Annotated in this window: 8 protein-coding genes; 3 read left to right on the top strand and 5 right to left on the bottom strand. The window is 72.3% G+C overall.

From position 1 onward, the window contains the following. Positions 1-138: 138 nt before the first annotated feature. A complete protein-coding gene (locus tag HHX31_RS32540) occupies positions 139-1,347 on the top strand; it encodes a glycoside hydrolase family 18 protein (protein ID WP_169953474.1) in 1,209 nt (402 codons plus the stop codon). 28 nt (positions 1,348-1,375) lie between these two features. Here the strand turns inward: HHX31_RS32540 and HHX31_RS32535 are convergent, their stop codons facing one another. The 3 genes from HHX31_RS32535 to HHX31_RS32525 form a co-directional block, all read right to left on the bottom strand. Beyond that, positions 1,376-1,726, bottom strand: coding sequence for a hypothetical protein (locus HHX31_RS32535; RefSeq protein WP_169953472.1), 351 nt, complete (start codon positions 1,724-1,726; stop codon positions 1,376-1,378). Between the two features lie 80 nt (positions 1,727-1,806). Then, positions 1,807-3,198, bottom strand: coding sequence for an NAD(P)/FAD-dependent oxidoreductase (locus tag HHX31_RS32530; protein ID WP_211590644.1), 1,392 nt, complete (start codon positions 3,196-3,198; stop codon positions 1,807-1,809). 285 nt (positions 3,199-3,483) lie between these two features. Continuing rightward, a complete protein-coding gene (locus tag HHX31_RS32525) occupies positions 3,484-6,360 on the bottom strand; it encodes a BTAD domain-containing putative transcriptional regulator (protein WP_169953470.1) in 2,877 nt (958 codons plus the stop codon). Between the two features lie 772 nt (positions 6,361-7,132). Here HHX31_RS32525 and HHX31_RS32520 point away from each other — a divergent pair. After that, positions 7,133-8,605 carry a carbohydrate-binding protein gene (locus HHX31_RS32520; RefSeq protein WP_169953468.1) on the top strand — a complete coding sequence of 491 codons (1,473 nt, stop codon included), beginning with the start codon at positions 7,133-7,135 and terminating at the stop codon, positions 8,603-8,605. 494 nt (positions 8,606-9,099) lie between these two features. Then, the gene (locus HHX31_RS32515) at positions 9,100-10,467 is read left to right on the top strand and encodes a hypothetical protein (RefSeq protein WP_169953466.1); all 1,368 of its coding nucleotides are present in this window, start codon (positions 9,100-9,102) and stop codon (positions 10,465-10,467) included. A 33-nt stretch (positions 10,468-10,500) separates the two neighbouring features. Here the strand turns inward: HHX31_RS32515 and HHX31_RS32510 are convergent, their stop codons facing one another. Together HHX31_RS32510 and HHX31_RS32505 are read right to left on the bottom strand one after the other, a co-directional pair. Then, the gene (locus HHX31_RS32510; RefSeq protein ID WP_169953464.1) at positions 10,501-10,911 is read right to left on the bottom strand and encodes a hypothetical protein; all 411 of its coding nucleotides are present in this window, start codon (positions 10,909-10,911) and stop codon (positions 10,501-10,503) included. Positions 10,912-10,989: 78 nt separating this feature from the next. Continuing rightward, positions 10,990-12,078: an AI-2E family transporter gene (locus tag HHX31_RS32505; protein ID WP_169953462.1), complete on the bottom strand. Its 1,089-nt coding sequence runs from the start codon at positions 12,076-12,078 to the stop codon at positions 10,990-10,992. Between the last annotated feature and the right edge of the window lie 571 nt (positions 12,079-12,649).

Genomic DNA, 12,649 nt, shown 5'->3' with positions numbered 1-12,649 from the left:
CTGCGACATGAGCCGCGCATAATCCGGGCTTAAGACTGCGCTCCTTGTCCGCCCTGCTGTGACGTCACTACGCTCCCGCGGCATTCCTCCTCTCGCCTCCGTGCCTGGCCGCGGCGGCTCGTCCTGTTCGGAGCCCACATGGGAGCGATCACGCGTGGCGCCTTCATCGTCGTGGTCCTGAGCGCCCTGCTGTCCTCGCTGTTCGTCGCGTGGTACGGCCCCGCCCGTGCCACCGAGGCCGGCGCGACGGCCGCCGGTGAGACCAGGTCGCGGGTCGTGGCGCCGCGGCCCGCGACGCCGGCGCGGCCCGCGGTCGCCCCCGTGGACGATGCCCGCCCGCAGGCCGAGAACGCGCGGACGGCGCCCTCGCACGCCCCTGTGCACACCGCCCCTGGGCACACCGCCCCTGGGGACACCGCTCCCGCGCACGCCGAGAGCGCGCACGCCGCCGTCGTGCACGCCGTGACGGTCCAGAACGCCGCTCCCGTACCGCGGGTGACGGTCACGGTGACCGTCACTCCGTCGCCGTCCCCCTCACCGGGCCGCATCAGGGTCGGCTACGTCGCGCAACGCGGCGCGTACGGCGCCACGTCCACCGTGCGCGACCTCGACGCCAACGGGCTGGCCGGCAGGTTGACCCACGTCCTCTACGCGTTCGCGAACATCGACCCCGAGTCGCTGACCTGTCTCACCGGGGTCACCCGGCCGCCCGCGCCCGACCCGAACGACCCCGACCAGGGCGACGGCGCGGGGGACGCGTGGGCCGACTACCAGCGCGGCTTCACGGCCGCCGAGTCGCTGGACGGCGTGGCCGATCCCCCCGACGCCCCACTCGCCGGGAACTTCAACCAGCTGAAGAAGCTGAAGGCCCGCCACCCCGGCCTGAAGACGTTGATCTCGATCGGCGGCTGGACGTATTCCAAGTACTTCTCCGACGTCGCGCGGACCGCCGCCACCCGGCAGAGGTTCGTCAAGTCGTGTCTCGACGCGTACATCAGGGGTGATCTGCCGGGCCTCGGCGTCAGGGGCGGGCCGGGAAGCGCGGCGGGCGTCTTCGACGGCGTCGACGTCGACTGGGAATGGCCCGGCGGCGAAGGACACCGGGGCAACCACACCAGCGCCGACGACAGGCGGAACCTGACGGCCCTGCTGGTCGAGTTCCGCGCGCAACTCGACGCGCTCGGCGCGGCGACGGGCCGCCACTATCTGCTCACGGTCTATGTCCCCAGTGGCCCCGACCGCATCGACGCCGGGTTCGAGCTGGAGAAACTGGTCGGCGTCGTCGACTTCGTCAACGTGCAGAGGGACGGCAGGCACGCCGTTCGCGAGGGCGCGGTGCTCCGCTGAACCGCGCCCCGGGCACCGGAGGGACAGATCAGCTCGTGCACGAGGCCGTGACGGCCACGTAGGCGCTCGCCGAGGTTCCGTTGACGGCCGTCACCTGGAGCAGGTCGCGGTGGAAGACGTCGGAGTCGCGAATCAGGCTGGTCGAGATCGACACCCCGGCCGGGGCGGTGATCTCGATGGTGTCGGCCAGCAGGTGCGGCGCGTACGAGGGGCAGATCGACTGGAAGGTCCAGGTGGCGCCGGGGGCGACCCTGCCCGATTTGCCCGTGCTGCCCGTGGCCGCCGAGGCCGGGGCGGCGGTGGCCGCCAGCCCGCCGGCGACGGCGGCGGTGGTGGCGACGGCGGCGAGGGCGAGGCGGAGGGAGGTGCGCTTCATCATGAGAGGTGTCTTTCTTTCCGGTCCCTTCGGGACCGCTCTGGTGGGGGAAATAGGTGGGGGAACAGGCTCGGGTGAGCCGTTCAGGCCGGGATCCGCTCCTCGGCGGTGAGCCGGGGCTCCACCGTGGCGCGGCCGGCTCGGGGCCGGAGCACCCGGGCGAGGACACCCGGCGACATCAGGCGCTGCGGAGGCGCCTGGAGGTTGGCGACGCTCAGGAACGCGTTCCCGACCACCGGGTCCGCCTCCGCCGCGACGTGCAGCCGCGAGATGTAGCGGTTCAGCAGCCGGGTGCGCGGCGTGCGCGGCCCCTCGACCGACGGGAACCGCAGGTCGCCGCCGACCGACATGTCCCACGGCACGTCAATGATCCGCGCGGCGCGCTCGAAGAAGCGGCGGGCCAGGCCCGCACTCCCGTCGGCCAGGCATTCGCGCAGCGCGGCGGCCTCGCAGGCGGCGACCGTCATGCCCTGTCCGTACGACGGGTTGAACTGGCACAGCGCGTCGCCGAAGACCAGGTAGCCCTCGGGGAAACGGTCCAGCCGCTCGTACCGGCGGCGGATGCTCACCGGGATGCGCATGAGCCTCGGCGCGGTGAGCGGCTCAAGGTGCTCCAGGAGGTGGTGCAGGTCCGGCACCGGCAGCCGGGCGGCGAACCGGTGGTAGCCGTCCGGGTCGACGGGCGGCACGTCGTCGCCCATGCCGAACAGGGTGACCAGCCAGCGGTCGCCCTCGCCGCTGAGCGCGACGCCGCCCCTCGGGACGGACGCGGTGTGCCCCACGATGATGGAGACGAAGTCGGCGTCCCCGGGACGGCGCCGGTACTCGCGCGAGACGTACACCAGTCGCGAGTCGACGCGCTCCTCGGGAGCGGGCTCGTATCCGAGCCTGCGCAGCCACTCGGTGCCCCGGTTGCCCCGGCCCGTGGCGTTCACCACGAGGTCGGCGGGCAGGTCCTCCGGCTCGTGTCCGGGGCCGGCCAGCCGGACGCCGGTCACCGCGCCGCCGGCACCGGTGATCGGTTCGACCACCTCGCGGCGTTCCAGGATCGTCACGCCGGGAAGGGCCGCGACCCGGGACAGCAGGGAGGCCTCCAGCCCGGGCCGGCTCACGTTGATGCCGCGCAGCCGGGAGGGCGCGGGGCGCAGCCGCCGCCCGTCGTTGTACCAGCGGACGTCGTTCTGGATGTCGCAGAGAGTGGCTCCCGCGGCGACCAGGTCAGCGGTCAGGCCGGGGAACAGGTCCTCGAGGATCTCGGAGCCCCGGGACAGCAGCCCGTGGGCGTGGTGGCCCTGCGGTATGCCCCGCCGGGGTACACCGTGGCCGGGTAACCCGTCACGGTCGATCACCGTGACCCGGCCGAACGTCTCGGTCAGCACCCGGGCCGCCAGCAGTCCGCCGATCCCCGCCCCGGCGACGACGGCGTGCCCGTCCGGCCGGGTCTCCGCCGTGGTGCGCGTCACTCGCTTGTCCATGGTCTTCCTCGTCGTCAGGCCGCCCGGGTGGGGCGGCGCCCGCTCACGATGACGAGGATGTGCGGGGCTGCTTGGCGGCCGCTTGGATCCGGCTTTCCCAGCGGTTCTGCGCCGCTTGGATCCGTGCTCCCAGCGGTTTTCCCGGCGATTCGGCTGCGCTTGGACCCGGTTTCCCAGCGGTTTCCCAGTCGCTTTCCCGGGTTCCCAGCGGCCGCCCGCCGGCTGGGAACGGCTCGGCTCCAGGGAAGGCCCCGGTCATGGGGAAAGCGCTGGCCGCCGTCGGGGTCAGCGGGACCGGCGCCCGGGGACGAGGGTCCTGACCAGCAGGCTTGTCTCCTCCTTGGACAGCTCCCGCCCCCGGGCCGCATGGCGTTCGTACTCCTGTGGCGGCAGCGCCTCGCGGACCGCCGCGGCCTCACGCGGGCCGTCCAGCGGGTGCATCAGCTCAGGGGACACGCCCGCCCTGGCGCCGATCGCCTCGACCGCCCCCATCAGCACGGCGGCCTCCTCGGCCCGGCCGGTCAGCGCCAGCGCCCGCGCCGTGCTGTGCACCGTGACCAGCCAGAAGGAGATGTCTCCGTAGCGGTCCATCGCCGCCAGGAGGTCTCCCGCGACGGCCAGCGCCCTGGCGCCGTCCCCGCGGTCCGACGCGGTCTTCATGTCGCACCAGGCGGCGCCGTCCGCGGCCCAGTCGTGTCCGCTGGCGTGGGCGGCGGCGATCGCGTCCTGGAACACCGCGTCGGCGGCCTGAAGGTCTCCGAGGGCCCGCAGCGCCATGCCGCGCACCATGAGCGTCTCGGCCTCCAGCCACGTCTGGGCGGAGCGCCTGGCGATCTCGACGGCCCGCCCGGTCAGGGCCTCGGCGTCGACCGGCGCGCCCGCCAGCACGCCCGTGTACGCGCCGTACGCGGTGGCGCTCGCCTCCGTCACCGGGTCACCGGCCTCGCGGGCCTCCTCGACGGCCGTACGGGCCACCTCGTGGGACCGCGCGGGCTGTCCCGCCAGGTAGAGCAGCCCAAGCAGGGCCAAGCGGGCGCGGGCGCGGACTCCGGGCCCGGCCTCCGGGGCGGCCGCGAACGCCTCCGACAGCCAGGCCAGGCCCTCCGCCACGTGGCCCATCCGGAACCAGAACCAGAACAGCGCGCCGCCCAGCCGCAGGGCGTAGTCGCCGTCGCCCGCCGCGAGAGCGGAGGAGAACGCGGCCCGGAACTCCGGCTGGTCGCGGCTGAGCCCGTCGAGCAACGCCGCGCCCTGCGGGCCGCGCAGGTGACGTTCGGCGCTCTCGGCCCGTGCCAGCGCCCAGGCGCGATGGCGTGCCCGCGTCTCCTCCAGTTCGCCGGGGGAGAGTGCGGCCAGGGCGTACTGGCGCACGGTCTCCAGCATCCGATAGCGGCGCGGCGCAGTGCCGGGCTCTGCGGTGACCAGCGACTTGCGCACCAGCGCCGACAGCGGGGGGAGAACGGGCGTGATCCCGCCGACGGCGGCCGCCGTCTCCAGGTCGAAGCCGCCGCCGAGCACCCCGAGCCGGTGGAAGAGCAGGCGTTCCGCGGGCAGCAGCAGGTGGTCGCTCCACGCGATCGTGTCCAGCAGGGTCCGATGGCGGTCGGGACGCCCGGCCGGGCCGCCGACGAGCAGGGTGAAGCGGTCTTCGAGCGCGCCGGCGATCTGGTCGACCGACAGGGTGCGGCACTGCGCGGCGGCGAGCTCGACGGCCAGCGGGATCCCGTCGAGCCCCGCGCACAGGGCGGCGATCCTCTCCCTGTCGTCCGGCTCCGTCGTCCAGCCGGGCACGGCGGCGGACGCACGGCTGAGGAAGAGGTCGGTGGCGTCCGTGGCGGCGTCCAGAGGCGGCACCTCGTAGACCATCTCGCCGGTGAGGCCCAGCGCCTCGCGGCTGGTGCCGAGGATCCGTACGGCTCCGCAGCGGGTGAGCAGGGTGTGGGCGAGCGTCGCGGCGGGAGCGAGCAGATGCTCGCAGTTGTCGAGGACGATCAGCGTGTCGCGCCCGGCGAGTATCGCGGCCAGCTGGTCGGCGGACGACGTGGCGGGCAGGCCCAGGGCGGTCGCGACGGTCGCCGCGAGCAGTTCCGGGGCGCGCAGCGCGCCGAGCTCCACCAGCCAGGGCCCGTCGGCGCTCTCGCGGGCGCCGGCATGATCTCTGGCGACCTCCAGGGCCAGCCGGGTCTTGCCCACCCCTCCCGGCCCGGTGAGCGTGACGAGCCGGTGCTCCGCGAGCAGACCGGCGACGGCCGCGCGGTCGGCACGGCGGCCGACGAAGCCGGACAGCGCGAACGGCAGGTTGCCCGAGGACCCTGTGGGCTCCGAGGACCGCGCGGGCTCCACGGCCCGAGGGGAGTGGGCGGGGCCGGGCCGCGCGGGCGGCGGGGCCAGCCGGGGGTCCTGGGCGAGCACGGCCGCCTCCAGGTCGCGCAGGCCGGGGCCGGGCTCGACGCCGAGCTCGTCCGCGAGCACCCGGCGCACCCTCCGCAGCGCGGCGAGCGCGTCGGCCTGCCGCCCCGACCGGTAGAGGGCGAGAGCGAGCAGCTCCCAGCCGCGTTCCCGCAGCGGCTGCTCGGAGACCAGCGCCTCCAGCTCGCCCACGGCGGCGACGTGCCGCCCCGACGCGACGACGGCGGCGAGCCTGTCCTCGCGTACGGCGGCCCGCAACTCCTCCAGCCGGGTCGCGTCGGGCACCGCGAACGCGGACCCGGCCACGTCCGCGTAGGCCGAACCACGCCAGAGCTCGAGCGCCTGCCCGAGCAGGTCCGCCGCGTGGTCGGCCTCGCCGTTCTCCAGAGCCCGCCTGCCGCGGGCGGCCAGGTCGGTGAAGCGCTCGGCGTCGACCATGGCGGGGGCGGCACGCAGGGCGTATCCGGCTCCCTCGCGCACCAGCAGCCTGGCCGGGGCGCCGGGAGCCCGCTCCGGCTCCAGCGCCCTGCGCAGGTCGGCGACGTATCCGTGCAGGGTCGTCATGGAGGGCGGCCGGGAGTCCCCCCAGACGTCCGTGAGTATCCGCTCCGCGGAGACGTTCCTGCCCCGCGCGATCAGCAGCATCGCCAGCACGGCCCGCTGCCGGGGGCCGCCGAGATGCGCCGGGCGTCCGTCCACCTCCGCGCGCAGCGTGCCGAGCACACCGAAGCGCACGCTCTCGGCGACGCTCACCGCCGGGCCCTTCCCCGTTCACCGGCCGGGACGCCGGAACGCGGCGGCGGCTCCGCCCCTCCATGAGAGGCCATGGGGACGGCGGTCCTGGGGACCTGTGGGCAGCCGCATAACGGCACCGGTTCGGCCATAGGGCAATGATGCCGCGAACCCGATCGCGGGACACTCCCTTGATCGATCGATGCTTGTCGCCGCCGTGCCGAGCCATACCGTGCCGAGCCATACCGTGCCGAGCCATACCGTGCCGAGCCATACCGTGCCGAGCCATACCGTGCCGAGCCATACCGTGCCGAGCCATACCGTGCCGAGCCATACCGTGCCGAGCCGTGCCGTGTGTGTCGTGCATGCCGTGCCGTGCCCTCCCCTGCCGGGCGGCCGGGCCGTGCTCGCGGTGCGAGGCGTGGCGGGGCTGCCCGGTCGACGGACGGACAGCCCGTCCGCGACGCCCGCATGACGCGCCCGGCGACTCGACCCCGGGCCTGACAGCCCTCGTAAGAAACGCTGTCGAATTAGGTCTTGTGGACCCGCGACCGCGAGGTTACGATCCGTACAACTCTTAGGAAACTTTACTAATAGTGCGAACTTCGGGAGTCGGCATGGCCTCTTCCCGTCCCTGACCTGTCCTCCTCCCACGTCCTCCCCACACGTCCGCGCCGCGAGTCCCCCACGACGTGCGCCTCTCACCCGGGACGGCGCGTGAGACAGGCGTGGCGGCGTCCCGCGTCGCACCGGAACGGCCCCACTCACCCCCCAACCCACCTTGTGAGGAAGCATGCAGCTTCGCCTCCGTACGGGCCGGCGTGCCAGGACGTTCGCCGCCCTGCTGGCCTCCCTCCTCCTGGCCGTCGCCGGACTGGTCGCGGGAACGGCCGCGTCCGCCTCGGCCGCCCCGAGCAGCCTGGTCATGCTGGCCTATCCGGCCTGGGCGCCGAACACCTGGTACGCCATCGGCTCCCGGGTGACCTACAACGGCGTCGACTACGAGTGCATCCAGGCGCACACGTCCCTGACCGGCTGGGAGCCGCCGATCGTCCCGGCGCTCTGGAAGCCGGTCAGCGGCGGAGGAAACCCGAGCCCCTCGCCGACACCGCCGTCGGGCGCGCCCGGCAAGCCGGGCAACCCGTCCGTCACCGGCACCGCGAACGCGTCGATCTCGCTGTCGTGGTCCGCGTCGAGCGGCACCGTGTCCGGCTACCGCGTCTACGAGGGCAGTTCCGTCAGGGCGACGGTCGGCGGCACCAGCGCCACGATCTCCGGCCTCGGCACCTGCACCACCCACACGTACACGGTCAAGGCGTACAACAACAACGGCGAGTCCGCGGCGAGCGGGTCGGTGACCGGCACGACGACGGGCTGCCCGTCGAGCGGCGGCAAGCTCCCGGGCGCGCCCTACCTGTACGAGGGCTGGGGCAACCCGCCGAACCCCGTCACGGTCATGAACGCCACCGGAGTCAAGCAGTTCACGATGGCCTTCATGCTCTCCGGCGGCGGCTGCACCCCGGCGTGGGACGGCTCCCGCCCGCTGTCCGGCAGCCCCGACGCCGCCGCGATCTCGCAGATCAAGGCCGCGGGCGGCAACGTGCAGATCTCCTTCGGCGGGTGGTCGGGCAACAAGCTCGGCCCCAACTGCTCCAGCTCGTCCGCCTTCGCCTCGGCCGTCCAGCAGGTCATCAACGCCTACAACCCGGCCGCGGTCGACTTCGACATCGAGAACAGCGACGAGTTCGAGAACGAGGCCGTCCAGGACCGCATCCTCGGCGGGCTGAAGATCGTCAAGCAGAACAACCCGAACACCAAGGTCGTCGTCACCTTCGGCACCAGCACGACCGGCCCGAGTTGGTGGGGCACCCGGCTGATCAACCAGTCGAAGGCGCTCGGCGTCAACATCGACAACTACACGATCATGCCGTTCGACTTCGGCGGCGGCGCGAACATGTACCAGAACACGGTCAACGCGTCCGAGGGCCTGAAGAACGCGCTCAAGGCGGCGTGGGGCTGGAGCGACAGCCAGGCGTACGCGCGCATGGGCATCTCGGGTATGAACGGCCTGTCCGACCAGCAGGAGCTGACCTCGCTGTCCACCTGGACGCAGATCCGCGACTGGGCCAAGTCGAAGGGCCTGGGCCGGCTCGCCTTCTGGTCGGTCAACCGTGACCGCGGCTGCCCGGGCGGCGGTGTGGTGTCGAACTGCAGCGGCATCGCGCAGAACGACTGGGACTTCACCCGGGTCACCGCGGGCTTCTGACCCGCGTCGTACCTCCGGGACGGAGGGATCCGGCGCCGGCCCCCTGCCGGACCGGATCCCTCGCCGTCGCGACGCCGCAGCCGCGCCGCGGTGCGCGGCTGCGGCGCGGCACACGGCGCGGTGCACTACGTCCGGACTCCAGGCGCGCCCGCGCGGTGTCAGCACCCCGGGCGCGCCCGCGCGGTGTCAGCACCCCGGGCGCGCCCGCGCCGCTTCGAGCCGGGCGCCCATGAGCGGGCGGCCGGTCCGGCGGGGACGACCCCCCTACCCGCCGGACCGGTCGCCTCCATGCGTCGGGGCGAGCAGGCCGATCAGCATTCCGACGATCATGGCCACGGCAAGGGTGGTCCACAGGCGAATTTTCATCGAAGTCTCCTGAATGTCACGCTGCGTGGTCACAATACCTCGAATCGTGACGGATGGCGATGGTGTGGTCACCGAATCCGGGATCAAGTCGCCTGCTGCGCCGTTCGTCCGGCAGTCTTGGCACCGTCATGGAATACGCGATCCCCACCAGCATCGTCCTCGTCGCCGGCGTCGCGCTCGCGCTCGTCGCCCAATGGAAGGGCTGGCGCCCCTCCCTCGCCGTCACAATCACGCTCGGCGTCGCCGTACGCGTACTGATCATGGTGTTGTCCGCCAAGGACACCCAGTGGCAGCCGATCGACTACGTCAACAGCTTCCAGCCCGCCGGCGTGGCGATCCTGGAACACCGGGACCCGGTGCTCGAAAGCAACGGCGGATGGCACTTCCTCCCGATGATCCCGTACATGTACGGGCTGCTGCTGTGGCTCGGCATCCCCTGGGAGTACGCCGGCCGCATCGTCACGGTGGTCGCCGACGTCGTGCTGATCCCGCTGGTCGGCAAGCTGGCCGGGAGGCGGACCGAGAAGCTGCGCGCCTTCCAGTACGCCTGCAACCCCCTGGCGATCCTGGTCGCCTCCGTGCACGGCCAGGTCGAGCCGGTCTCCCTGGTCTTCGGCGTCGCCGCTTACGTCGTGGCGCGCGGCCCCCGCGACGAGGGACGGCCGGCCCCGCTGCCGTGGGCACGCCTGCGGCTCGCGAACCGTGACCTGCCGCTGCCCTGGATCCCGCCGGGTGAGATCGTGCGGCGCCTCGTGCGCCCGTCGGATGAGGACCGCGCGGCGACGGGCCGGGCCATCTGGGCCGGCCTGCTCATGGGGCTCGCGCTCTGCGCGAAGAGCTGGCCGGTGATCCTCGTGCCGGCCATGCTCATGTTCCTGCCGGGGCTGCGCAGCCGCCTGGTCTCGCTGGTCGCCGTCGGCGCGTCCCCGGTCTTCTTCCTGCTGACGCTCCCGCTCGGCGGCTGGACCGAGTGGCGGCAGCTTCCCGAGGTGCTCAACACGATCGGGCTGCGGCCCAGCGACGTACGCCCGATCACGGGCGACTGGGGCTGGACCACGCTCGTCAGCGGCGGTAACTGGAACCTCGACCCGCTCCCCGCGAGGATCGGGCAGTACCTCATCTACGCCGCGATCGTCGCCTGCCTCGTCTGGTGGCGCAAGGCCGACCCGGTCGACGTCACGATCGCGATCCTGCTGTCGTTCATGATCTTCACGCCGCGCCTCGGCGCGCAGTATCTGCTGTGGTTCATGCCGTTCCTGGTGGCCAGGCCCACCCGCTGGGCCTGGCCGGCGATCCTCGGCAGCACGTTGTGGGCCGCGGTCGGATACATCGTGCTCACCCAGTTCCCCGGGCCCAAGTGGGGCGAGCTGCACGCGCCCTGGGCGATCAGCTCGCTGGTGCTGTTCCCGGTGCTGATCGCGGCCATCCCGTGGCGGCGCAGGCACGCGGAGACCTCGTCGAGGCCGGAGGAGAAGGAGAGCGTTCCCGCCACCTGAGACCGCGCCCTCCTCCCACCGGGGAGGGCGTGCTCAGGTCACGATGAGGCGGACCATGTGGCCGTGACTCGCGTAGCCGGGCGGGTCTCCGTCGAGAACCCCGGTCACGCACTCGAACACGCCCGGCGCGGCCTGCCGTACGAAGAAGACGGTCTCGGCGATCGACGACAGCAGCCGGATCACGTCGCGGTGCACGTGGACGCCCTCCCTGTCGCCGGACAGCGACACCGTCACCTCGTACACGCCGTCGTCGAGCAGGCGTTCGCGGGTCAGCAGCCACTCCGACCCGCATGCCCGGCGCAGGTGGGGGAGCAGGTGCGCCTCGGGTCGCTCCGTCACCCACCCGCTCCGGGACATCGCGTCCAGCAGGGCGGAGACCCGCGGCTCCATCGCCGAGGCGTCCGCGATCCCGGTGAACCGCTCGTCGCTATCCCATCGCCGCATGGTCAGACTTTAGGCCGGAGCGCCGTACGGCACCCCGCGAAACGTCCCGTGTCGGGTCACGCGGGCGGAGGGACCACCTCACCGGGGCTTGGGCTGCTCCGGCTGCGGGCCGGCGCCCGACGCCGGTGCGGCTTCCGGCAACCGCCCGGAGATGAGCGCGGCGGCCCAGGCGCCGTTCGGATCGCTGTCGACGAGCAGCGCGCGTACGAGCAGGCTCAGCGGGATCGCCAGCAGAGCGCCGACCGGGCCGAGCACCCACGCCCACACGATCAGCGAGAGGAACGTGACCGTAGTCGACAACCCCACGGCGTCACCCAGGAACTTCGGCTGGATGAACGACTGGATGACCACGTTGATCGCCATGTAGGCCACGATCACCAGCAGCATGGTCTTGGGCCCGCCCTCCAGCAGCCCGAGCAGCGCCGGCGGGATGAGGCCCAGGATGAAGCCGATGTTGGGAATGTAGTTCGTGATGAGGGCGAGCACCCCCCACAGCAGCGGGAGCGGCACGCTCAGCATCCACAGCGCGGCGACGTCCAGGACCGAGCAGATGAGGCCGAAGACGGTCGAGACGATCAGGTAGCGCCGGGTCTTGTAGGTGAAGGTCTTGAGAGCGCGGGCGAGCGCGGGCCGCTCGGACGAGGCGGCGTCCACGATCCGGGCGAACATGGGAGCGTCCAGGCTCATCGCCAGCAACAGCACGACGATCAGGAACAGGCTCGACAGCACTCCCAGCAGGCTGGACAGCACGCTCTGCGCGACTCCGATGAACTTGCCGGGATCGAGCGTGGAAAGCGCGTTGTTGAGCTGCTCGCTGCCGTAGCCGAGTCCCGCCGCCCACCGCTGGAGGTCGCCCACCATCGCGTTGAACTGGACCGCGTACGTGGGGGCCAGGATGGCGAGTTGCGCGGCGGCGATGCTGAGGACCGCGACCATGCCGAGCAGGACCAGGAGCACCACGGCGAGAGGAATGGCGACCTGCAGCCACACCGGGGCCTTGCGGCGGGCCAGCCAGCCGCGCACGGGGGAGACGGCGATGACGAGAGTCAGAGCCAGGACGACCGGGCCGACGATGGAGCCGACCGCCTGGACACCGGCGAGAGTGACCACCGCGGCGGCGGTGCCGGCCAGCACGATCAGGGCGCGAGGGAACCCCTGTCGAATCACGTCCCGTTCCTACCCCTTCTTCTTGGCAAGGCTGCGCAAGATGGATCAAGTCCTAGCACGATCGGCCCTCTACCCCAGGGCGTGTGCGTGACTCGTGACGCGAACGAGGCCAGAAGCCCGCGTCGTCGCGGGTACGGGCGCCCGCACAGTGATTTCATTTGATCGGTGAGCTGCGGGAATAGGCCCGAGGCCTGGTGCGTTGAAACGAGCCGGGCCAAGTCGTCGGCAGGGCCTGGTAATCTTGTGGTGTCGGCGCGGTTCGGCGCACTCCTCTTCAGTCACTTCGGTGGTTGTGTTGGCTGTGCGCGGGCCGGTGGTCGGTGTTCTCCTCGTGGTCTTGCTGGGGTTGCTGGTCCGGTTTTGCGTCGGGCTGGGGGTTCGGGTAAGTTCGAGGGGTTGTCCCGGAAACGGGGCGGTCGAATTCCTGTCGATTGGCGGGTTTCGGGTCAAGTTGGTCCCGGCGGGGCGGATTTGACAAGGAACTGCGGGTCGGGAAGGATTAAGACATAACGAACGAAGCGAAACGCCCCGGAGCGTGGGACCTGGTTGACGGGTTTCGGGTGATGGTGGT

This window comes from Microbispora sp. H11081, assembly GCF_012999535.1.
Classification (GTDB): Bacteria; Actinomycetota; Actinomycetes; order Streptosporangiales; family Streptosporangiaceae; genus Microbispora.
This window is presented reverse-complemented; position numbering and strand designations above follow the sequence as displayed.